This is a genomic window from Polynucleobacter sp. AP-Kaivos-20-H2, from assembly GCF_018882215.1.
Taxonomy (GTDB): Bacteria; Pseudomonadota; Gammaproteobacteria; order Burkholderiales; family Burkholderiaceae; genus Polynucleobacter.
Window position 1 is genome coordinate 86,235 of sequence record NZ_JACVOX010000004.1, and the last position, 20,741, is coordinate 106,975.

22 protein-coding genes are annotated in these 20,741 nt (G+C 45.7%); 2 read left to right on the forward strand and 20 right to left on the reverse strand.

The window, feature by feature from the left end:
• Positions 1-10: 10 nt before the first annotated feature.
• The 8 genes from ccoG to ICE89_RS10900 form a co-directional block, all read right to left on the reverse strand.
• A complete protein-coding gene (gene ccoG, locus ICE89_RS10865) occupies positions 11-1,468 on the reverse strand; it encodes a cytochrome c oxidase accessory protein CcoG (protein ID WP_370625365.1) in 1,458 nt (485 codons plus the stop codon).
• A gap of 12 nt (positions 1,469-1,480) precedes the next feature.
• Positions 1,481-2,407 carry a cytochrome-c oxidase, cbb3-type subunit III gene (ccoP, locus tag ICE89_RS10870; RefSeq protein ID WP_215361801.1) on the reverse strand — a complete coding sequence of 309 codons (927 nt, stop codon included), beginning with the start codon at positions 2,405-2,407 and terminating at the stop codon, positions 1,481-1,483.
• Positions 2,404-2,571 carry a cbb3-type cytochrome c oxidase subunit 3 gene (locus tag ICE89_RS10875; protein ID WP_216262542.1) on the reverse strand — a complete coding sequence of 56 codons (168 nt, stop codon included), beginning with the start codon at positions 2,569-2,571 and terminating at the stop codon, positions 2,404-2,406. Before ICE89_RS10875 ends, ccoP begins: the two co-directional genes overlap by 4 nt.
• A gap of 35 nt (positions 2,572-2,606) precedes the next feature.
• On the reverse strand, positions 2,607-3,257 hold the full coding sequence (ccoO, locus tag ICE89_RS10880) for a cytochrome-c oxidase, cbb3-type subunit II (protein ID WP_215320652.1): 651 nt from the start codon (positions 3,255-3,257) through the stop codon (positions 2,607-2,609).
• A gap of 12 nt (positions 3,258-3,269) precedes the next feature.
• Positions 3,270-4,709: a cytochrome-c oxidase, cbb3-type subunit I gene (gene ccoN / locus ICE89_RS10885; RefSeq protein WP_215361806.1), complete on the reverse strand. Its 1,440-nt coding sequence runs from the start codon at positions 4,707-4,709 to the stop codon at positions 3,270-3,272.
• A 190-nt stretch (positions 4,710-4,899) separates the two neighbouring features.
• Positions 4,900-5,055, reverse strand: a complete 156-nt coding sequence (ccoS, locus tag ICE89_RS10890; protein WP_216223553.1) for a cbb3-type cytochrome oxidase assembly protein CcoS — start codon at positions 5,053-5,055, stop codon at positions 4,900-4,902.
• 9 nt (positions 5,056-5,064) lie between these two features.
• Positions 5,065-7,545 (reverse strand): heavy metal translocating P-type ATPase, encoded by a 2,481-nt coding sequence (locus tag ICE89_RS10895; protein WP_255558823.1) that lies wholly within the window; start codon positions 7,543-7,545, stop codon positions 5,065-5,067.
• On the reverse strand, positions 7,542-8,777 hold the full coding sequence (locus ICE89_RS10900) for an MFS transporter (protein WP_216265905.1): 1,236 nt from the start codon (positions 8,775-8,777) through the stop codon (positions 7,542-7,544). The genes ICE89_RS10895 and ICE89_RS10900 overlap by 4 nt, the downstream gene beginning before the upstream one ends.
• An 85-nt stretch (positions 8,778-8,862) precedes the next feature.
• Here ICE89_RS10900 and ICE89_RS10905 point away from each other — a divergent pair, with 85 nt between their 5' ends.
• Positions 8,863-9,846: a tripartite tricarboxylate transporter substrate binding protein gene (locus tag ICE89_RS10905; protein WP_216265906.1), complete on the forward strand. Its 984-nt coding sequence runs from the start codon at positions 8,863-8,865 to the stop codon at positions 9,844-9,846.
• An 11-nt stretch (positions 9,847-9,857) separates the two neighbouring features.
• Here ICE89_RS10905 and ICE89_RS10910 read toward each other — a convergent pair whose 3' ends face one another.
• The 3 genes from ICE89_RS10910 to ICE89_RS10920 are packed head-to-tail and all read right to left on the reverse strand — an operon-like array spanning position 9,858 to position 12,926.
• On the reverse strand, positions 9,858-10,613 hold the full coding sequence (locus ICE89_RS10910) for a 2OG-Fe dioxygenase family protein (RefSeq protein ID WP_216262546.1): 756 nt from the start codon (positions 10,611-10,613) through the stop codon (positions 9,858-9,860).
• Between the two features lie 32 nt (positions 10,614-10,645).
• A complete protein-coding gene (locus ICE89_RS10915) occupies positions 10,646-11,611 on the reverse strand; it encodes a tripartite tricarboxylate transporter substrate binding protein (protein ID WP_216265907.1) in 966 nt (321 codons plus the stop codon).
• A gap of 13 nt (positions 11,612-11,624) precedes the next feature.
• Positions 11,625-12,926, reverse strand: a complete 1,302-nt coding sequence (locus tag ICE89_RS10920; RefSeq protein WP_216265908.1) for a TAXI family TRAP transporter solute-binding subunit — start codon at positions 12,924-12,926, stop codon at positions 11,625-11,627.
• A gap of 115 nt (positions 12,927-13,041) precedes the next feature.
• Here ICE89_RS10920 and ICE89_RS10925 point away from each other — a divergent pair, with 115 nt between their 5' ends.
• A complete protein-coding gene (locus ICE89_RS10925; RefSeq protein ID WP_216265982.1) occupies positions 13,042-13,803 on the forward strand; it encodes an SDR family oxidoreductase in 762 nt (253 codons plus the stop codon).
• Positions 13,804-13,807: 4 nt separating this feature from the next.
• Here ICE89_RS10925 and ccmI read toward each other — a convergent pair whose 3' ends face one another.
• The 9 genes from ccmI to ccmA are packed head-to-tail and all read right to left on the reverse strand — an operon-like array spanning position 13,808 to position 20,609.
• A complete protein-coding gene (gene ccmI / locus ICE89_RS10930) occupies positions 13,808-14,998 on the reverse strand; it encodes a c-type cytochrome biogenesis protein CcmI (protein WP_216265909.1) in 1,191 nt (396 codons plus the stop codon).
• A gap of 5 nt (positions 14,999-15,003) precedes the next feature.
• On the reverse strand, positions 15,004-15,474 hold the full coding sequence (locus tag ICE89_RS10935) for a cytochrome c-type biogenesis protein (RefSeq protein WP_216265910.1): 471 nt from the start codon (positions 15,472-15,474) through the stop codon (positions 15,004-15,006).
• On the reverse strand, positions 15,471-16,001 hold the full coding sequence (locus tag ICE89_RS10940) for a DsbE family thiol:disulfide interchange protein (protein WP_216265911.1): 531 nt from the start codon (positions 15,999-16,001) through the stop codon (positions 15,471-15,473). Before ICE89_RS10940 ends, ICE89_RS10935 begins: the two co-directional genes overlap by 4 nt.
• Complete coding sequence (locus ICE89_RS10945; protein ID WP_216265912.1) at positions 15,998-17,917, reverse strand: heme lyase CcmF/NrfE family subunit; 1,920 nt, start codon at positions 17,915-17,917, stop codon at positions 15,998-16,000. Before ICE89_RS10945 ends, ICE89_RS10940 begins: the two co-directional genes overlap by 4 nt.
• The gene (ccmE, locus tag ICE89_RS10950; RefSeq protein WP_072583721.1) at positions 17,914-18,348 is read right to left on the reverse strand and encodes a cytochrome c maturation protein CcmE; all 435 of its coding nucleotides are present in this window, start codon (positions 18,346-18,348) and stop codon (positions 17,914-17,916) included. Before ccmE ends, ICE89_RS10945 begins: the two co-directional genes overlap by 4 nt.
• A complete protein-coding gene (ccmD, locus tag ICE89_RS10955) occupies positions 18,345-18,533 on the reverse strand; it encodes a heme exporter protein CcmD (RefSeq protein WP_216262554.1) in 189 nt (62 codons plus the stop codon). The genes ccmE and ccmD overlap by 4 nt, the downstream gene beginning before the upstream one ends.
• Positions 18,533-19,303 (reverse strand): heme ABC transporter permease CcmC, encoded by a 771-nt coding sequence (ccmC, locus tag ICE89_RS10960; RefSeq protein WP_216262555.1) that lies wholly within the window; start codon positions 19,301-19,303, stop codon positions 18,533-18,535. The genes ccmD and ccmC overlap by 1 nt, the downstream gene beginning before the upstream one ends.
• Positions 19,300-19,965, reverse strand: coding sequence for a heme exporter protein CcmB (gene ccmB, locus ICE89_RS10965; RefSeq protein WP_216265913.1), 666 nt, complete (start codon positions 19,963-19,965; stop codon positions 19,300-19,302). The genes ccmC and ccmB overlap by 4 nt, the downstream gene beginning before the upstream one ends.
• Complete coding sequence (gene ccmA / locus ICE89_RS10970) at positions 19,962-20,609, reverse strand: cytochrome c biogenesis heme-transporting ATPase CcmA (RefSeq protein WP_216265914.1); 648 nt, start codon at positions 20,607-20,609, stop codon at positions 19,962-19,964. The genes ccmB and ccmA overlap by 4 nt, the downstream gene beginning before the upstream one ends.
• Positions 20,610-20,741 lie beyond the last annotated feature (132 nt).

Below are 20,741 nucleotides of genomic sequence, written 5' to 3' on the forward strand. Positions count from 1 at the left end.
TGCTTTTGGCTTAACGGGGAATAATAAAAGTAGATTTCTCTTCGCGGGTTCTCGTAATTAACTCGTCACCTGACATCTCATGGGCAACTACATCAAAATGAATTGGGTAGTTACCAGCCTCATTCGCTCCAACATCGGCGCTCACCTTGATCGGCATCAGAAGGTTGCTAGCTGGCCCAACCTCAATCTCGGTAACAATCTGCCCTTGTGAATTAAGCACTTTTAATCCATCCAAACCAAGCGCCTTTACCTGCACATTCATATTATTTTCAGATGCATTCATGATTTGAATGCGATAAATATTCTCAATCCTTACACCCTCGACCTCACGCGCCAATGCCCCACGATCACGCATCACATCAACCCTTAATGGGTTTCTGGTGGCGAGAGAAACTATAAAAGCGGCTGTAAGCACAGTGATAAAAGCGGTGTAGATCAATACGCGCGGGCGCAATATATGGCGAATCGCACTTTGATTGGACTCTTTATCCTCAATGGCACGCTCAGTCGTATAGCGAATGAGTCCTTTTGGATAATCCACTTTCTCCATCACTTGATCGCATGCATCAATGCAGGCGCCACAACCAATACACATATATTGCAAGCCATCACGAATATCAATGCCAGTAGGGCAAACTTGAACACAAATACTGCAGTCAACGCAATCGCCCAAACCCAGGGAAGTTAAATCTGCAGACTTGCTGCGACTGCCCCTTGATTCGCCACGCACTTTATCGTATGTCACCAAGAATGTATCTTTATCTACCATCACGCTTTGGAAGCGTGCATATGGGCACATGTATTTACATACTTGTTCACGCATGAACCCTGCGTTACCCCAGGTTGCAAAGCTATAGAAGCACAACCAGAAAGTCTGCCATGGACCCAAAGACAGATGAATTAATGCAGAACCTAAGGTGCTAATTGGGGTGAAATACCCAATAAAAGTAAAGCCTGTCCAGAATGCGATCAATAACCATAGGAAATGCTTCGTAATCTTTAAACGCCATTTACGCAAACCCCAAGGCCACTCTTCACCATCCAAACGAATCCGCGCAAAACGGTCACCCTCGACCTTGCGCTCGATCCACATGAAGATTTCGGTATAGACGGTCTGCGGACAGGCATATCCACAAAATAAACGCCCTGCAACTGCAGTAAATAGAAATAAAGCGAGCGCAGAAAGAATCAATAAGAGGGTGAGATAAATCACGTCTTGTGGCCATAACACGAGGCCAAAGATGTAAAACTTGCGCTGGATTAAATCAAAGAGAACTGCTTGACGGCCATTCCAACTAACCCATGGCAGGCCGTAAAACAGCAGCTGAGTAGCAAATACCAGAATAAAGCGCCAGCGGGCAAAGAGCCCTGATACTGAACGCGGATAAATCTTTCGCCGGACCTCGTAAAGAGACTCCTCAATAACTTCTATCGGAACAGGTTTCCCACCCGGCGGAATATATGGCACTAATTACTAATCTTATTTAGCTGCAGCCGGTTGTTTACTGTTAGATAAACCCCAGACATAAGCTGTTAACACCTGGATCTTCTCAGGACTCAATACCTTGTCTTGAGCAGGCATCATTGCCATACGACCCTTAGTTACCGTTTCAATAATCGTCGCTTCTGAACCGCCATATAACCAAGTTTTATCAGTTAAGTTTGGTGCACCAATAGCAATATTTCCTTTGCCATCAGGGCCATGGCAGGCTACGCAGTTTGCAGCGAATACTTGTGCGCCACGAGCTGCTTTCGCATCATCTGCAGACAGACCTGAAAGGCTGCGTACATAGTTAGCAACATCCACAATTTGATTGCTATCCAGCTGTGGGAATGGAGGCATCACACCGCCACGTCCATAGGTAATGGATGCCTTGATATTTTCTGGTGAACCTCCATAGAGCCAGTCACCATCAGTCAAATTAGGGAAGCCTTTAGCGCCTCCAGCATCAGAGCCATGACACTGTGCACAAGAATTCAGAAAGAGGCGTTGACCCATTTCGCGGGCTTTAGGATCGGCCGCCACTTGCTCAATGTCCATCTTGACGTATTTCGCATAAACAGGCTTGAGCTCATCATTAGCATTAGTCATTGATTGCATTAGCGATCCATCAGTACTGTAGCCCAACACTCCAGGAAACGATCCAAGACCAGGGAATAAAACCAAATAAACCAATCCGAAGATACAAGAGAGCAAGAACATCCACATCCACCAACGTGGCAATGGATTATTTAACTCACGCAGATCGCCATCCCATACGTGACCCGTATCAGCAACCGCGCCATCGGCCGTATGCACAACCTTAGCTTTTCTTTGGGAGAACAAAAGCCAGATACACCAGAAAATTCCAACTAATGCAACTAAGGCGATGTAAGCACTCCAACCGCTGCTAAAAAAGTCACTCATGATTTGTCCTTACTAAATTCATCCGGAAGATCAAATGGAAGATCTGCTGATTCCTGATTTGCTTTCTTGCGCCCAGGAGACCAAGCCCACAAAACAATTCCTATAAAAAAGACAAGGCCTATTACTGTAGAAAATGCCGAGAGGTAGGGAGTAATCTGTTCCATTTGATTTAAGTAGTTTTAATTAATAACCTTGTTAATTACTTCGCTACAACTTCTTCGACAGTAATATAGCGACGCGTAATGCCCAACCCCTGAAGATAAGCAACTAAAGCATCTAACTCCGTCTTACCCTCTAACTCTGCAGGTGCATTTGCAATCATTTCATCAGTGTATGGAACGCCTAAACGACGCATAGCAACCATATGTGACTGAATAGAGCTTGCATCAGCTGCATTTTTTCCGAGCCAAGGGTAAGCAGGCATATTGGACTCCGGCACCACATCGCGCGGGTTGTTTAGGTGGATCTGATGCCAAGCATCTGAATAGCGTCCACCTACACGAGCTAAATCTGGGCCTGTACGCTTACTACCCCATAGGAATGGATGGTCATATACAGACTCGCCAGCCAATGAATAGGGACCGTAGCGCTCTACTTCAGAACGCAATGTCCGTATCTGCTGTGAATGGCAACCAACACAACCTTCACGTTGATAGATATCGCGACCAGCTAAACGTAAAGCTGTGTATGGAACAACGCCAGGACTAGGCTCAGTCGTAGTGTGCTGGAAAAAGAGCGGGACAATTTGCACCAACCCTGCGATCGATACGACCACGATCGTTGCAATAATTAACCAACCAACGTTTTTCTCAAGCGTTCCGTGGGAAAAGAATTTATTTTCGCTAGACATTTTCTTCTCCTTTTAGTGTTCAGCAACGGCCATTGGAATAGGCGCATTTACAAAAGTTTTACCCTGCACTGTTTTGAAGACGTTATACGCCATCAAGAACATGCCGCTTAGGTAGCACAATCCGCCCATCAAACGAATAACATAGAAAGGGAAAGTCGCTTTAACAGACTCGACAAAGCTATATGTCAAAGTGCCGTCTGGTTCAAACGCTCTCCACATCAAACCTTGCATAACGCCGGCAATCCACATTGCAGCGATATAGAGAACAACACCAATAGTGGCGATCCAGAAATGCAACTCGATCCACTTAGTGCTATACATCTCTTTTTGACCAACCAAGCGCGGGATCAGATAGTAGAGAGAGCCAATAGTAATCATGGCTACCCAACCCAAAGCACCAGAGTGAACGTGTCCAATAGTCCAGTCTGTGTAGTGAGACAAGCTATTCACTGTCTTGATAGACATCATGGAGCCTTCAAAGGTAGACATACCGTAGAAGGACAGTGCCACTACCAAGAATTTCAAGATCGGGTCACGACGCAATTTATACCAAGCGCCAGACAATGTCATGATGCCGTTGATCATGCCACCCCAAGATGGGGCTAGCAAAATTAAAGAGAACACAGTACCGAGCGACTGAGTCCAGTCAGGCAAAGAAGTGTGCTGCAAGTGGTGAGGACCTGCCCACATATACGTGAAGTTCAATGCCCAGAAGTGAACAATCGACAAACGATATGAATAGATTGGACGCTCAGCCTGCTTTGGAATGAAGTAATACATCATGCCCAAGAAGCTAGTGGTCAAGAAGAAGCCTACTGCATTGTGACCATACCACCACTGAACCATTGCATCTTGAACCCCAGCATATGCAGAGTAGGACTTCCATAATGTTGCAGGCATCTCTAAGTTATTAAAGATATGCAGAATGGCAATAGTCAGAATGTATGCGCCGAAGAACCAGTTCGAAACGTAAATATGTTTCGTTTTACGCTTCATGATGGTGCCAAAGAAAACAACTGCATAGGCTACCCAAACTACAGTGATCAAAATATCAATCGGCCACTCAAGCTCAGCGTATTCTTTTGAGGTTGATATGCCCAATGGCAATGTCACTGCAGCCAGCACAATAACTGCCTGCCAACCCCAGAAGGTAAAGGCTGCTAGCTTGTCACAAAACAAACGCGCCTGACATGTACGCTGAACGATGTAATAGGATGTTGCGAATAAGGCTGATCCACCAAAAGCAAAAATCACTGCATTGGTGTGCAAAGGACGCAAGCGACCATAACTCAACCAAGGAATATTAAAAGTGATTTCAGGCCAGATCAACTGGGCTGCGAGAATAACTCCCACGAGCATGCCAACAATTCCCCAAAGCACAGTAACGATGGCAAATTGGCTGACAACCTTGTAATTGAAGGTATCTTGATTACTCCCCACGGTAAGTCCCATGGTTTCTCCTTTTTTGTGACCAAACAGCGACATAATCCAAATAGACTGGATTGATTATCAAAGTAGAGCCCTAAGGGGGATTTGATCTATATCAAAAAGGGTGGGGCAAATTCAGGGGGTGTTGTGAAGATAAACCCTAGATTTCTCTAGGCATTTATCTATATAGCTATTATTGAGAGTGTTTACTAACTTATTTGGATTTTGGAGTGTCGTCGTCCATCAAAATCGCCTCACCGGGACCGTCTAAATCGTCAAATTGACCACTTTTTATGGACCAGTTCAAAATCCAGACCAAAAGGCCAATTAAAACCAGAGAAATGGGAATGAGAAGAAATAGGCTTTCCATTCCTATAGTCTAAGCCTTTCGCAAACGCCAGGCATTTAAAGTCACGGCTAATGAAGAAAGCGACATTCCGATTCCGGCAACCCAGGGATTTACAAAGCCCATCATTGCGGCAGGAATGGCCAGCAAGTTGTAAGCCAAGGCCCACCATAAGTTTTCTTTGATGATTGCGTGAGTTTTATCAGCCAACAATAAAGTCTTGGCTAAAGGCTCTAGAGAACTAGCCGTCAGAATTGCATCGGCTCCAGCAGCAGCTAATGGTGCACCAGCGCCAACCGCAATAGAAATATCAGCACGAGCAAGCAAGGGGGCATCATTCACACCATCGCCAATAGCCCATACAAAACGATTTTCTTTTTGCAGTCTTGCAATGTAGTCATACTTATCTTCAGGCGTACAGCCGCCTTGATAGTGCTCGATACCAACATGCTGAGCCCACCATACAACCGTGGCGCGATCATCACCAGAAACTAAATGCACTGCAATCTTTCTCGACTTCACTACTTTCAGGAATTGCTCTAATCCTGCTCTAGGTGTGTCCAAGAATACAAAGCTGGCTACCAATCCTAGTGCATCCGCTAAATGCACCTGACCGTATTGCCCTAATTGCGCACTCTGCTCTACCCCCAGCCATAGCGCACTTCCCAAGCGGTACTCACCCGAAATTAAACCTTTTCCCAGTTGATTCATCACTGGTTCACTCAATGTAGGTAAAGATAAATTTTCAGCTTTAGCGGCACGCATCAAAGAAAGTGCCAACGGATGCCTTTGCCCTGCCTCCAATGCCGTAGCTAAGGCCAAGGCATCTTCACGTCGATAGCCAGTACGCAAATTAATGACCTCTTGCAACTCTGGCTGACCCATCGTTAGTGTGCCGGTCTTATCTAACACTAAGTCAGTTGCTTTTACTAAACCTTCCATCACATGACCACGCACAATCAGTAAACCTAATTTAGTTACCGCACCTTGCGCTGCTGCCATAGCAGTTGGAACTGCTAGCGATAAAGCACAAGGGCAGCTAGCAACTAGAACAGAAACCAAAACTGTCCACGCACGACTAGGGTCAAAGTACAACCAAATAGCGGATGATGCAAACGCACCAAATAGCAAAAAGGCAACAAAATAAGCAGTCCACTTTTCAGCCAGACTCACCATGACTGGTTTAGCAAGTAATGCTTGATCTAATAAGGAAGCAATTCCAGCAATGCGGGTTGATTGTCCAACCGCTTCAATTCGCATGAACAATGGATTGAGAATATTGTGGGTACCGGCGTATACACGGTCACCAATCTTTTTCTCAACCGGCTTAGATTCGCCTGTGAGCAAAGACTCGTCTAAAGCACTCACATTTTCAATCAGGACACCGTCAGCAGGCACCACTTCCCCTGGAGAAACTCGTAATACTTCCCCAGGATTGCAATTAACCACGGGAACCACTTCAATTTCTTGTAATGCTGGATAGTTCAATGCCCGCTCACATGTTGCAGGCAGTTGTTTAGCTAAGGCTTCTGCTCCACCTTGCGCATCTTGTCTTGCTAATAGCTCCACATATCTGGCCGCCAAGATAAATGCCACAAACATGGTGATGGAATCAAAATAAGTATGCCCAACACCAGCAACTAAATTAATAGTGCCCGCAATAAATACCAAAGCTAAAGCCAATGCAATAGGAACATCCATTCCCAACATATGCGTTTGCTTAAAAGACTGCACACTTCGCCAAGCCGCCTGGAATATTGGACCTGCTGAGTAGACCATCACAGGAACAGTCAATAACCAGCTAGTCCAACCTAAAAGAATCTCAAATTCCGGAGTAATGTCGGCGCCGACATACGTAGGCCAGGCATACATCATGACCTGCATCATGCCCAGCATTGCTACACCTAGTCGCAAAAGAAGGTGGCGCCTTTCCTTTTTAGCGCGATCTAATGATTGGGAGGGTTCAAATGGCCAAGCCTCATAACCAATGCGCTCAATTTCAAAAAGTAATCTTGCTAAGCTCGTTTTATCTGGAGAAAAACGAACCATTACTTTTTGAGTAACATAATTGATTTGCACATCCTTAACACCTGCATTACGACGTAAATGTTGCTCGCACAGCCAAACACAAGCTGCACATCGAATTTTTTCTAAACGTAAAGTGGTTTCAAGATCACCCTCCCCTCCAGATGGACGAGTGAAACGCCCTCGCAATGAAGGATCATCATAGGGCTTAAGCTTCTCCGGAATCTCATCACTTGCAAGATAGGCCGCCGGCTTATCACCCGATTGAGAACGTCTGGCATAAAAAACTTCTAGGCCTTCTCCATGAATTGTTTGCGCAATTGCCATGCAACCTGGACAACAGAATGGACGCGCCTCGCCACCCAGTTCCGCCTCAATGAGTTCCCCTGGGAGAATCTGGATTGAACAGTGATAGCAAACTAAAGCATTCTTCTTGCTCATCTGCTCATTTATCTGCTCATTTATCTGCTCATTCATCTGATTACTCATACGCGCACTGAACTACCCCAGCCCCTACGTCGCTCATAAATCACAAACAGAACACTCCACATGACTACAGCAACGTATGCCCATACCCAGGCAATTTGTGAAGTACGTGAACCGGAAATATCCAAAACAAAACCAAAAATGGCGGGGCCCAATAGACCACCACCAAACCCCATCAATGAGTGCAGGCCCATTGCAGCGCCCTTGATATTTTCTTGCGCACTAATTACCAAGCCTGCAGTGAGCGTTGAGGAATCTGCCATGATGAAAATAGCGTGCCCGATAGCCAAAGCAACAATCAACCACCACGACTGGCCAGTTGAGCAAGCGAATGCAATCCCTAATACCGCACTAGTTAGCATCACAATGCACACCCATTTTTGACGCCCTACTCTCAAAGCAATTTCATTACCCAATATAGAAGATGGCACGCCAAAGAAATTAATCACTCCAGCTAAAGTGGTTGCAGTCAGAAAGAAATCTTCGCCAGAAGCAACTGCACAAAAAGCAAAGAAGGCAACAATCCAGCTTCTTGAAGCAAAGAGTTCTAAAGTATGTGCGGTATATCCAAAAATAAAGCCTGATGCATTTTTGTCTTGTAAAACTAATTTCCATTTATCCACTGGAAAGATATCGTGCAGACGGATATTGATCGGCCCCTGCCATTTTTCATGCTGAAGCGCTGGAATTAGCAACAAGACAATCAGAAATGCGCTAAATGGGCCTAAGGCAATCAAACCAAATACATAGTGCCAACCAAGCGCATTCAAAATCCAACCAGAACACAAATACGAAAATCCAGTACCGATGCCAAAGAAGGCGGTATAGAACGCAATATGTCTAGTTAACTCTCCCGATTGGATGCGGTCTGACAAAATCTTGAGGCCTGGCATATAAGTACCAGCAAGACCAGCGCCATTCAACGCCATAAAAAGTAGGGCCGTCCAAAAGTTATAAGCCAACAGACTCATACCCAAAAGACCGCAGCTTGCTGTGAGACCACCTATTAAATACACCTTACGCGCGTCTACCCGATCTGTTAAAGCCGTAGCTAATGGAACGGCAAGCATGTAGCCAAAGAAAAAAGCGCTCGCAATCAGGCCTGACTGCAAATTACTGAGATGCCACTCTTCTTGCAAAGTCGTTAACACGACGGCATAGCAAGCAAAACCCAATAAAGCACAGGTTTGTGCCAAAAGCATAAGAGGGGTATAGCCAGCTGAACGAAAGCGCATAGTTAGTCAGTAGAAACGTGAACTCATTCTACTCGCCCAGAACGAATTAGACCCGCTACACTACTGTAAACAAGACGGAGAAAGTATGAATAGCAAATCTTTGATAGTTCGTTTATTGCAGATCGGGGCCGGCCTCATCATTGGCTTTGCAAGTCCCCTGGCATCAGCGGAAAGCTACCCCTCCAAACCCATTAAAGCGATTGTTCCTTTTGCACCTGGCAGTACAACCGATCAAATTGGACGCGCTTTTGCGGCAAAAATGTCTGAGTCATTAGGCCAGCCCGTAGTTGTTGAAAATCGCCCTGGCGCAAATGGCCTGATTGGTGCAGATTTTGTGGCCAAGGCCCCCGCAGACGGCTATACGATTTTGTTCGGAACCAATAGCACCAATGCCGCGCTGAAGAGCTTGGTTAAAAATTTACCCTATAACCAAGACACTGCCTTTACTCCCATTGGATTTTTTGGATCTGCTCCACTTATTATTGCCATCAATAATGATGTGCCCGCTAAATCACTCAATGGCTTTGTTTCTCTAGCCAAAGCTAATCCAGGAAAAATGACTTTTGCTTATGCAAGTACATCACAGCGCGTTTCATCAGAAATGCTGGCAAACTTTGCTGATATTAAAATGATTGGGGTCTCTTACAAGAGCGGCCCTAATGCTATGACTGATTTAATTGGCGGTCAGGTGAATATGTTCACATCCGACTTTGGGGTCTCATTACCTCAGGTACAAGCAGGCAAAATCCGTGGGCTAGCTGTAACCTCTTTGAAGCGCTCGCCGGCGATTCCCGAGCTACCTACAGTCAATGAAGCCCTAGGCATCAAAGGATATGAACTCATCTCATTCTTTGCGGCATTTGGTCCTGCAGGCATGCCAAAGGACGCTATTCTCAAGCTAAACCAAGCAATTAACAATGCGGCTAAATCAAAAGATTTGGCAGATCGACTTTCTGCAAATGGTTTTGAAACTCAGCCAGGAACGCCTGAGGCTCTTGGCCAAAAGATCAAACTAGAAACTGCTAAGTGGGCCAAAGCGATTAAAGAAGCTGGCATGGAGCCAGAATAAAACTAGCAGCGTTATTGCTGACTTCGATTTGGGGAGTCTTGAAAACCATTAGAGCGGTAAGTGAGAACCAAGGTATCACGATAACCATATTTTGCTAATGGCTGAATTGGGGTTGATTCATGAATCATGCGCTGATCATTCATTAACAATAAAGACCAAGGTTGTGTCAAGGTGAAACGCAATCCTGCGGAGCCAGAGGTATCAAATATTCTGGTCTCGCCACCTTTAATACCCTCTCGACCTAATAAGAAGACTGCTACAAAATCAACGCCATCGCGATGGGCGCCTTCAGGCGTTGGACGTCCGATACCATCAGTAGTATCAATTCGAAATTGATGCGCCTCAACAAACCAAGTATTCACAGGCTTTAGGCTATTCAAGAGATGTGCAAGCCCGAGCAAGACAGATTGCCAAGCAGCATTACTTAATAACTCACCTTGAATAGGCTCAAACCAGCGCTCAATTCCACCATGCAATGCGTTGTAATCCAGTGATTGCCAGTGTGCGCGATGTGGAACCAAGGTGAGCTCATCGCCCTTAATCTCATAGCTAGCATGTCGACGAAAGCGATAGCGCCCACCATCTTTTAAATAAGGGTCGCGGGGCAAGTTTTCCCAATACTTGGTAAGGGTTTGAAGCTTGGATAGATCTACGTTGCTAAACTCAGCAACCGTCTCAGCGGACACCACTGCAAAGCCGTCATCACGCAAAGCTTGATCAATCTGCTTGAGGGGGGTCAGTGTTGGCGCAAGGCCAGTAATTGTCATGGGTCTATTTTAGGTCAAGCAGCAAAAATGCGTTAATCCAACTGTGCCCCAGATGCCCTCACAATTTTTGCCCACTTAGCCAACTCATCCTTTAGTAAAGCGCTCAACTTATTAGTTGGAACGGGTGCAAGATCCAAGCCCTGTGCAGATAGTTTCTCACGCACTTCTGATTTAGATAGGGTCTTCTCCATCGCTGCCTGTACCTTGTTTATTACATCCGCACTAACGCCAATAGGGGCAAAGATGGCCACCCATACCTCACCAACACAATCAGGATAAGTTTCAGCAATCGTTGGAATTTCAGGCGCAGCACTAGAACGCTTTGCAGAACTAATCGCGATCGCCTGAAGCTTCCCTGCTTTAATGTAGTTGAGTGCAGAGGGTAAGCTCGCAAATGCAAGTGGCACTTGTCCACCTAATACATCATTAATTGCTGGGGCTACTCCTTTGTAAGGAATATGTTGCATTTCAATGCCAGCGCTCGCATTGAGCATGGCACCTAATAAGTGACTAATCGTGCCATTACCAGCTGATGCATATGACAACTCTCCAGGCCTCTTCTTAGCCGCAGCCACGACATCCGCCAATGTTTTATAAGGAGATCCTGGTGGAGAAACTAATACATAAGGCGTTGCTCCAATGTAATACAAAGGCACAAAATCATTTACAGGATCAAAGCCAGGATTTTTATACAAAGAAGGATTGATAGCTTGCGCACTATTAATGGTGAGCAGTAAGGTATAGCCATCCTTAGGTGAGCGTGCAACACTTTGGGTACCAATATTACCGCCAGCACCAGGTCTATTTTCAACCACAATGGAGGCGCCAATAGCTTCACCAAATGATGGTGCAATTAAACGCGCAACGATATCATTAGTGCCACCCGCTGCCTGAGGCACCACCATGGATATGGGCTTGCTTGGGTAGGTCTGCGCCTGAACTCCAATAGAACCAAGCAAGCCTAAAGCCAAAAATAGATGTTGAATTAGCCTGCTCATTTCCAGATCCCTTTTAATTAACTAAATTTAGGCGGTGACGCACTTCACCCACATGCCCTTTGAGGTCGTATAGTTCTTTCGCATCCAACATGGATACCTTGATATTTCCAACGCGCCTCTCGATATCTTCAAGATCTTTGAAATTCTTTTCTTTTAGCGCTGGATTTTGGGCATTCTTCTCAATCACCTTGAGCTCTTCATATACCTGAGCCAACTTCAATCGTAAGAAGAAGTTCTTAGTCGACGGAATATAAGTAAATAGCGGAATCAGAATAACCAATAATGGAATGACAATTTTGACAAAACGTCCAGCCCACACCGCTGTCCAGAATGGTAAGTGGCGATGTAAGAATGAAGGCCCATCTTTTAAATAGATTTCTGCATCTACATGCAAGGGGAAATCCAAGCCTGAGCTAGATGGAAACTCACCCACTTTTTGTAGGCGAGAATAGGTTTTCAAAATATCGTAGGAAGCCCCAAGCAAAAGCGATACCAAGGCCGGACTGACATTATCATGGGCAACCAAAGTAGCAGTAGGGGCCATTACCTGAATATCTTGACGTGGCTGATCAAACTCAATACTCAACAAACCTCTAGGAACAATCACTTTAGATAGGTAGGTTAAGTTGCGGGTATAAGCATCTGCCTGGTCAAAGCTCATCAAACGAATACCGGGTACAGAGTAAAACTTATGCAAAATCGGCGCCTCAGCTGCAGCCACAATAAATACGGCATCTAATTGCCCATTATTTAATTTCTCGATAGCATCATCTGGCTTAAGTTTTTCCAGCTTAATCTCATTTTCAGAAATGCCACTAACTCGCAATAAATCTTTAGCGAGCACTAAAGTACCACTTCCTTCATTGCCTATAGAAACTCTCTTGCCTTTTAATTGTTTCAAGATAGTGAGTTGACCACCATCAGTTTTAAATGCAGCATCGCGATACCAAACCCAAATAGGTTCGTAAAACATGCCTGCAATCGATACTAATTTTGGATATTCATTCAGATTGGCGACCCCACCCTGCACCATTGCAAAATCAATCCCAGACTTGGGGTCATTTAAAAGAGCTAAGTTATCTAAGGTCCCACCAGTAGATCGCACATTAAGATCAACACCCTCTTTAGCTATTTCCGTTTTTAGACGCTCACCAAACTGGTAATACAGCCCCGTAGGAAAGCCAGTGGCCATTTCAATCGACTTGGGAGGCGGAGGAACCAAGATCCAGAGTACGGCAAAGAAAATGATCAGTAGCGCAAAAAAGCTGATTACCAGAGCTATAGGGTTATAAATTTGTCTTTTGATGAAATTCATGGAAATCTCTTGTGTTTTTTGCATTATGCCCCGAGCAAAGCAATAGGCAAAGGTTTCAAAACAGGCCTAATAAACCACGATAAGATGATGCTTTTAAGTAGCCCTAAAGAACATGATGAATTCAGCAAAAACTAAGGTAGCCCTAGTCACTGGTGCAGGAACTGGTATTGGGCGGGCGGCTGCCAAAGCCCTTCTAAAGGGGGGCTATCAAGTGGTCCTAACTGGACGCAATCTAGATAGATTAGAAAAGGCTATTGCTGATATCGGCGGTAATCAAAGTAACTGTCTTGCGGTTGCTTGCGATGTTGGCAAACCCGATGAAGTCAAAAAGCTATTTGCGGCACTTAGCAATCAATTTGGCCGCATTGACGTACTCTTCAATAATGCCGGTATGGGGGCTCCTGCTATCCCAATGGAAGACTTAAGTTATGAGCAGTGGATGAGTGTAGTCAATGCCAACCTCTGTGGTGCGTTCTTGTGTTCACAGGAAGCGATTCGTATGATGAAAGCGCAATCTCCACAAGGTGGCAGAATTATCAATAATGGTTCAATCTCAGCACATGCACCTCGTCCAATGTCAGCGCCCTACACGGCGACCAAACATGCCATCAGCGGCTTAACCAAAACCATTGCATTAGATGGCCGCCCTTTTAATATTGCATGCGGTCAAATCGATATCGGCAATGCTGCAACAGAGATGACTGAACGTATGGCTGCTGGGATCCTGCAGGCAGATCAATCGATTAAGGTAGAGCCACGCATGGATGTTGATCATGTTGGTGAGGCCGTACTGCATATGGCCCAACTGCCACTCGAAAGCAATATTCTGTCGATGACGATTATGGCAACCAATATGCCGTTTGTGGGTAGAGGCTAAAACCTTAATGGCGAACTTGGTCAACTAGTAGGCGAACATTGGTTGTGCCGACCTTAATTGTCTGCACTGAAGAGATTAAATCCCCCACTTCCGGCTTCGCCATCCCAGTCTTAGAAATGCGCACCTCGACACTCACCTCAGATAGTTGAGACAGAGGCGCACTGGGATTCATCGCCAATGAATCATTCAATATAAAGCTCATTGGAAAGTCAGTTGCTGATGCCTTCAAGACAGCCACAGGCATACGCTCACCAGGCTTGCGTGCAATCACCATCACAATGTCGCCAGGCTTAATCTTAGATTTAAGGTCAGCAGACAATTCAATTTTTCCGCTAATGCCTTTTCCGGCTGGAGCAACCGGCGCTGAAGTAGTCAGACCACCTTTAGAGCGCGCCTCAGCAATAGATCCTTGAATAGCACGCGCCTCATCCGTATTGGGCGGAAGTTGTTGCGCAAGCTTATCCCAGGACTGCACCGCTGCCTTGTAATTTTTAGCGTTATAAGATGCGGTTCCAGAAAGCCAAAGTGCCATCATGTTATTCGGGTCCAGTTTTAATGCCTGATTAATCAACTGCGAAGGCTTCCCAACAAAACTCCCACTTGCATTGCTTGCCAGTACATCTGCATAGTCGGCTAACAATTGCGGATCAGAATCAATAAAGCTACCAGCACGTGCGTATGCTTTGGCAGCATCCTCATCACGGCCCAAGATTCGATAGGAACGAGCTAACATCGCCCAGCCTTTTAAGTTGCCAGGATCTTTTTCCATTTTGATGGCAAATTCAGCCACCATTTTTTCGACACCTTCCTGGGTGACTGGTTTTTCAGAATTGTTTTGGGCCACCCGAACAACATCCCCCAAGGAGAAATACAGCGCCGATGAGAGCAAGACGATAAAGATACATAACCCGATTGCAGTCTTCTTTGAGGAACCTGCAACCTCTCGATCATCCTCTTCAATAGTGTCTTGAAAGAGTCTCTGACGCATTTCTGCATGCGCAATTTCATAATCAATAGAAGTAATTACACCAGCCGTATGTTCAGCCTCTAATTTATCCAACTCTTCTCGGTATATGGTGGCATTCATCTGACGACGCGATGTCGACGAGCTCTTCGCGGGAAAGATGAATGGGCGCAGCAATAGCACCAATACCAGAACCAGGAGTAAAAAGGCGGGGATCAAAAAGCTAGTCACTTATTTCATCCCTCTTTCTTATCGCTTGCATTTAATAGTGCATCGATTTTTTGATTATCAGCATCAGTCAGCGCGACATTAGGCACGCTGCTATCTCTGCGTCTTAAATACATTAATAAACCAGCAACGCCCAGACCCAAAATAACAAATGGGCCAATCCATAACAACCAGGTCACCGGCTTCACTGGTGGGCGATACAATACAAAATCGCCATAGCGCTCAACCATAAATGAGCGGATTTGATCATCGCTCTTACCCTCTTTGATCAATATGCGAATTTCACGACGCAAATCATTGGCCAAATCGGAGCGTGAGCCAGCTAATGACTCGTTCTGACACACTAAGCAGCGCATCTCTTCTGAAATACTAATTAATCGCTGTTCTGTTACAGGATCATCCGCGAGTGGTGCAGCATCTTTGGCAAACGCGTTGCCTAAACTAAACACGCAAACGGCGATTAATAAAATTCGCCTCATGATTTCTTTAACTCACTCAGCATAGGATAAATTTTTTGATTCAATAAATCCATTGTTAACGGGCCAATATGTTTAAAGCGAATCACTCCTGCCTTATCGATGATGTAAGTCTCAGGTACGCCATAGACGCCGTAATCAATACCAACACGCCCATTGCCATCAAAAGCGGAGAGTGAATAAGGATTGCCTTGTTTTGCCAGCATTGCTACAGCATCTTCACGCTTATCTTTGTAGTCCAAACCAATCACTGGCGCTATTTGGGACTTAGCAAGCTCAACCAATACCGGATGTTCTTCGCGACAAGCTACACACCAGGATGCCCAAACATTTAAAATCCACACTTGCCCCTTCATACTTGCTGGTGAAAACATTTTATTAGCATCGGCCAACTGAGATACTTCAAATGCAGGGGCAGACTTGTTAATTAAAGGTGATGGGACCTCATGTGGATCACGATTTAAGCCAATAGCCAAAAAGACTACCAAGCCCACAAACAAGATCAGAGGGATTAAAAATTTTGCTTTCATGCGAACTTGCTCTTTAACTTCAGTCGATAGCGCTTATCCGACATAGCCAACACGCCACCTAAAGCCATCAACAGGCAACCACCCCAAATCCAATCCACAAAAGGCTTGTAGTAAACACGTACAGCCCAGGATTGATCGGCCAATTCTTCACCTAGTGATACATAAATATCGCGGGTGAGCCCAGCATTAATCGCTGCCTCAGTCATTGGCATCGTCGAAGAAAAGTAGCTTCGCTTCTCTGGATAAAGATTGATGTGATCGCTGCCATTTTTAGAGAGCAAGAACGTACCGCGCATTGCCTGGTAATTTGGGCCGCGAGCATTACTAACACCCTGAAGCTGGATTTGATATCCACCAACACTTACTGTATCGCCAGCGGACATGCGCACATCTTTTTCTTCTTGATAAGCACCCACCATTGTGACGCCAATCACAAATACCGCAATACCTAAATGCGCCACCTGCATACCAATAAAAGAACGGGTTGGTTTACCGGCTTTGGCTTGGCGAATAATTTGCATGCAGCCCGAAGCGATTACCCAAAATGCCAACATGAAGCCCATGCCTGCAAGCCAAGTAAATTGGCCCATGATTAAGGGAATTCCAACGCCTGCAATCAGAGCGACTGCGCCTGCAATCCATAAGCGCTTGATGATGCTGATTAAATTACTCTGCTTCCAGCTTGCCCATGGACCGATACCCATCAATACCAGCAATGGCACCATGATGGGCACGAATACGCTATTGAAATAAGGAGGGCCTACAGAAATCTTACCTAGATGCAAAGCATCAATCAGCAATGGATATAGGGTGCCCAGTAAAACAGATCCGGCAGAAACCACTAAAAAGACATTGCCGAGCAAAATCAATGTTTCTCTGGAGCTCAAACTAAATTTGCCGCCCATCGAACTCTTAGGCGCACGCCATGCGTAAAGCATCAGAGACGAACCAACGACGAGTGATAAGAAGATCAGAATAAAGATGCCGCGCCTTGGATCGGTTGCAAACGCATGAACTGAAGTTAGAACACCCGAACGAACCAAGAAGGTTCCTAGTAGCGATAAAGAGAAGGCGGTAATTGCTAAGAGCACAGTCCAACTCTTAAAGCCACCGCGCTTTTCAGTAACAGCTAAAGAATGTAATAAGGCAGTACCCACGAGCCAAGGAATAAACGAGGCATTCTCAACGGGGTCCCAAAACCACCAGCCGCCCCAACCCAATTCGTAATAGGCCCACCATGAACCCAAAGCAATACCGAGGGTCAGGAAAACCCAAGCAGCGGTTGTCCAAGGACGTGACCAACGAGCCCAGGCGGCATCTAATCTTCCAGACAATAAAGAAGCAATTGCAAATGCAAATGCCACTGAAAAACCAACATAACCCATGTACAACATTGGCGGATGAAATACTAAGCCCGGATCTTGCAAGAGTGGATTTAATGAGCGGCCATCTTGAGCAGCAGGCAATAAACGCTCAAACGGATTTGAGGTTGTTAAAACAAACAGGAGCAAGCCACTAGTGACCAGCCCCAAAACACCAATGACTCGCGCCACCATAAAGTCATCTAATGCTTTCGAAAGCTGAGCAACCAAAATGGTCCAGGTAGTCAGCAAGAAAATCCACAATAAAAGCGATCCTTCATGACCACCCCATACTGCGCCTAACCGATAAATCACTGGTAGTTGTGAATTGGAGTGCTCAGCAACATAGAGTAAAGAAAAATCATTGGCGTAAAAACTCCAGGCCAAGATTCCAAAAGCAATCGCCAGCAATAAGAAAACCGTTTGCGCAGCAGGTCTTGCTAATACTAGCCAATCACGTCGGCCATAGTGCGCGCCTAGTAATGGCAAAACCCCCTGAATACAGGCAATACAAAGCGCCAGAACTAGTGCGTAATGTCCAAACTCCGGAATCATTTATTCGTTCCGTTTTTTTGAGCTTGCTCTAAAGCATGTTTTGCTTCAGGAGGCATGTAGTTCTCGTCATGTTTAGCCAATACTTCACTGGCAATAAATTCACCATTCGCATTCATACGGCCTTGGATCACGGCACCTTTACCTTCCTTAAACAAATCAGGAAGGATGCCTGTATAGGCTACTGGAATATCTTTCACCAGATCAGTAATCACAAAGTGCACGGTTAGGCCATCGCGCTTTAAAGAGCCGTCTTTTACCATGCCACCAATTCGGAAAGCCTGACCTTGAGGCGCTTTGCCTGCTGACACTTCACTTGGGGTGACGTATAAAGCAATATTACTATTAAGCGCATTCAAAATTAAAAGTGCGGCTACACCAATTACGATCAGCGCTGCAACAATCATCAATGCACGTTTATGTCTAGGCTTCACTTACTAATCTCTTTATCAAACTGCTCAGCTAATTGCTCTTGCTTCAACCGACGTACGATTGCTCTAAATCGAGCACGCACCATGAGGGATTCCAATATCAATACCAGCGCACAAACACCAAAACTACTCCAGACATACAGTGCGTAGCCGCCCATGGCAAAAAACTCAGAAGGGCTATTCCACATCAGATTTTCACCTCAATTGATTGTCTCACCCAATCAGCATGGGCTTCACGTTCCAAAATGATTGCCCTCACTCGCATTAAGGTGACTGCAATGGTGTACATCCAAAGACATAAAGCCATCAACAGCATTCCCCAGAGCATGGTTTGTGCCATCGCCGGGGCTTTTGTGAGAGAAACGGAGGCGCCTTGATGCAAGGTGTTCCACCATTTCACTGAGAAATAAATGATCGGTACGTTTACAACACCTACCAAAGCCAAAATGGCGCTCGCCTTATCGGCACGGCGAGGATCATCAATCGATGCTCGCAAGGCAATAAAGCCCAAATACAGAAAGAGAAGAATTAACTCTGAAGTCAGCCGAGCATCCCAAACCCACCAGGCACCCCACATGGGCTTGCCCCAGAACGCTCCGGTCCACAGAGATAGAAATGCCATCCAAGCACCTATAGGGGCAAGAGCCTGCGCCATCATGGCAGACAAACGGGTATTCAAGACTAGTCCTAATCCTGCCCATGTAGCCATAACTAAATAAATAAACATCGACATCCAGGATGCGGGCACATGAATAAAAATGATGCGATAGCCCTGCCCTTGCACAGCGTCTACCGGCGCAACAAAGAAACTTACCCACAGACCAGCAGCACCAAATAGAAAAGCCAATACCCAGAAGAATGGGATGAGCTTACCCGCCACCGGATAAAAAGTGCTGGGGCTAGATAACTTAAACCAGTTAACTAAGCGGTGATTAGAAAAAGTATTTATCGGATTCATTCAATTGCAATCTTTACAGCAGCACTACTTACCCAAGGAACAAATGCTAAAGCCAAAATCAATAATGCGCCAAGCAATGAAAAATGGCCTGACGTATCCAAACCCACACTATTAGCATATACGGCGCCAGCGCCAAAAATGAGAACCGGAATATATAAAGGCAATATCAATAAGCTTAATAACACGCTGCCGCCTCTGACACCCAAGGTTAAGGCTGCACCTATGGAGCCTAGCAAGGATAGCACTGGGGTACCTAATAATAGAGTTCCCATCAGTACATACAAAGAGCTAGCATCCAGATCAAACTGAATGCCGATGATCGGAGCTAAGAGCACGAGCGGCAGCCCACTCACAATCCAATGGGCAATAATTTTTCCAGTTACCAATAAGACCATCGGCTGGGGCGACAAGGCGAGCTGCTCCAAAGCGCCATCTTGATAATCGGCAGCAAACATCCGCTGCAAGCCTAATAGAGTAGACAGTAAGGCTGCAACCCAAAGAACGCCTGGAGCAATCTTACGCAGCAAAGCAGCATCCGCACCAATACCTAATGGAAACAAACTAGTCACCACGACAAAAAAGAAGAGGGCCGTAAGTACCTCGCTCTTGCGGCGCATGACCAAGAGCAAATCACGGCGAATGATTGCGAGCAGAGCGTTCATAGGTCTAGCACCCTCACACGCGAAAGATCCACTGCTTGATGGCTAGTCAGTACCACTAGACCACCTTGCTCCACATGCTCTGCTATTAACCCTTGCAAATCTTGAACGGCACGAATATCCAGCGCATTGAATGGCTCATCCAAAATCCACAGCTTCGCTTGACGTGTCAACATACGTGCCATTAAGACTCGACGCTTTTGTCCAGCCGATAAACAACTGACCGGTAGGCTCTCGCGCCCACGCAATCCAAAACGCCAGAGCGCTGCTAAAGCCTTATCACCCGGCAAATGAATGTCGTCTAGCACTGCATACAGCTGCAGATTTTCCAATGCAGTGAGATCCTCTTTCAGAGCATCACGATGCCCCAGGAATAAAAGCTCCCGATGATATGTAGAAGGGTCTTTAGCGATTGACTGATGATTCCAAAGAACCTCTCCCGCCTCTGGCTTAGATAAACCCGTCAGGAGTCTTAAGAGGCTAGTTTTTCCAACCCCGTTCTCGCCGCGCACATGTAGGCACTCTCCAGCCGTTACTGTGAGATTCAGATTCTGAAATAATTGTCGCTCCCCACGAATACATGTCAGCGCACGGGCTTCGAGCGTCAAATGCGGTGTATTGGAGGAGGAATGAGTATCAGCTGTCATGTGGACTTGGGGCTTGAATCAACCACCCATGGCATTGTCCAAGAGCCCCTAAGAGTTGTCAAACCAGCAAAAGTGGAATTAAAGGAATAATCCCTTTTAATTCAATTACTTATGTAATTATAAACCGAGTCG

Excerpts from the sequence above, each read along its gene's own strand:
- ccoP (WP_215361801.1), bottom strand. The coding sequence starts at position 2,407 with ATGAGTGACTTTTTTAGCAGCGGTTGGAGTGCTTACATCGCCTTAGTT.
- ICE89_RS10875 (WP_216262542.1), bottom strand. The coding sequence starts at position 2,571 with ATGGAACAGATTACTCCCTACCTCTCGGCATTTTCTACAGTAATAGGC.
- ccoO (WP_215320652.1), bottom strand. The coding sequence starts at position 3,257 with ATGTCTAGCGAAAATAAATTCTTTTCCCACGGAACGCTTGAGAAAAAC.
- ccoN (WP_215361806.1), bottom strand. The coding sequence starts at position 4,709 with ATGGGACTTACCGTGGGGAGTAATCAAGATACCTTCAATTACAAGGTT.
- ccoS (WP_216223553.1), bottom strand. The coding sequence starts at position 5,055 with ATGGAAAGCCTATTTCTTCTCATTCCCATTTCTCTGGTTTTAATTGGC.
- ICE89_RS10895 (WP_255558823.1), bottom strand. The coding sequence starts at position 7,545 with ATGAGTAATCAGATGAATGAGCAGATAAATGAGCAGATAAATGAGCAG.
- ICE89_RS10900 (WP_216265905.1), bottom strand. The coding sequence starts at position 8,777 with ATGCGCTTTCGTTCAGCTGGCTATACCCCTCTTATGCTTTTGGCACAA.
- ICE89_RS10905 (WP_216265906.1), top strand. The coding sequence starts at position 8,863 with ATGAATAGCAAATCTTTGATAGTTCGTTTATTGCAGATCGGGGCCGGC.
- ICE89_RS10910 (WP_216262546.1), bottom strand. The coding sequence starts at position 10,613 with ATGACAATTACTGGCCTTGCGCCAACACTGACCCCCCTCAAGCAGATT.
- ICE89_RS10915 (WP_216265907.1), bottom strand. The coding sequence starts at position 11,611 with ATGAGCAGGCTAATTCAACATCTATTTTTGGCTTTAGGCTTGCTTGGT.
- ICE89_RS10920 (WP_216265908.1), bottom strand. The coding sequence starts at position 12,926 with ATGAATTTCATCAAAAGACAAATTTATAACCCTATAGCTCTGGTAATC.
- ICE89_RS10925 (WP_216265982.1), top strand. The coding sequence starts at position 13,042 with ATGAATTCAGCAAAAACTAAGGTAGCCCTAGTCACTGGTGCAGGAACT.
- ICE89_RS10935 (WP_216265910.1), bottom strand. The coding sequence starts at position 15,474 with ATGAGGCGAATTTTATTAATCGCCGTTTGCGTGTTTAGTTTAGGCAAC.
- ICE89_RS10940 (WP_216265911.1), bottom strand. The coding sequence starts at position 16,001 with ATGAAAGCAAAATTTTTAATCCCTCTGATCTTGTTTGTGGGCTTGGTA.
- ICE89_RS10945 (WP_216265912.1), bottom strand. The coding sequence starts at position 17,917 with ATGATTCCGGAGTTTGGACATTACGCACTAGTTCTGGCGCTTTGTATT.
- ccmD (WP_216262554.1), bottom strand. The coding sequence starts at position 18,533 with ATGTGGAATAGCCCTTCTGAGTTTTTTGCCATGGGCGGCTACGCACTG.
- ccmC (WP_216262555.1), bottom strand. The coding sequence starts at position 19,303 with ATGAATCCGATAAATACTTTTTCTAATCACCGCTTAGTTAACTGGTTT.
- ccmB (WP_216265913.1), bottom strand. The coding sequence starts at position 19,965 with ATGAACGCTCTGCTCGCAATCATTCGCCGTGATTTGCTCTTGGTCATG.
- ccmA (WP_216265914.1), bottom strand. The coding sequence starts at position 20,609 with ATGACAGCTGATACTCATTCCTCCTCCAATACACCGCATTTGACGCTC.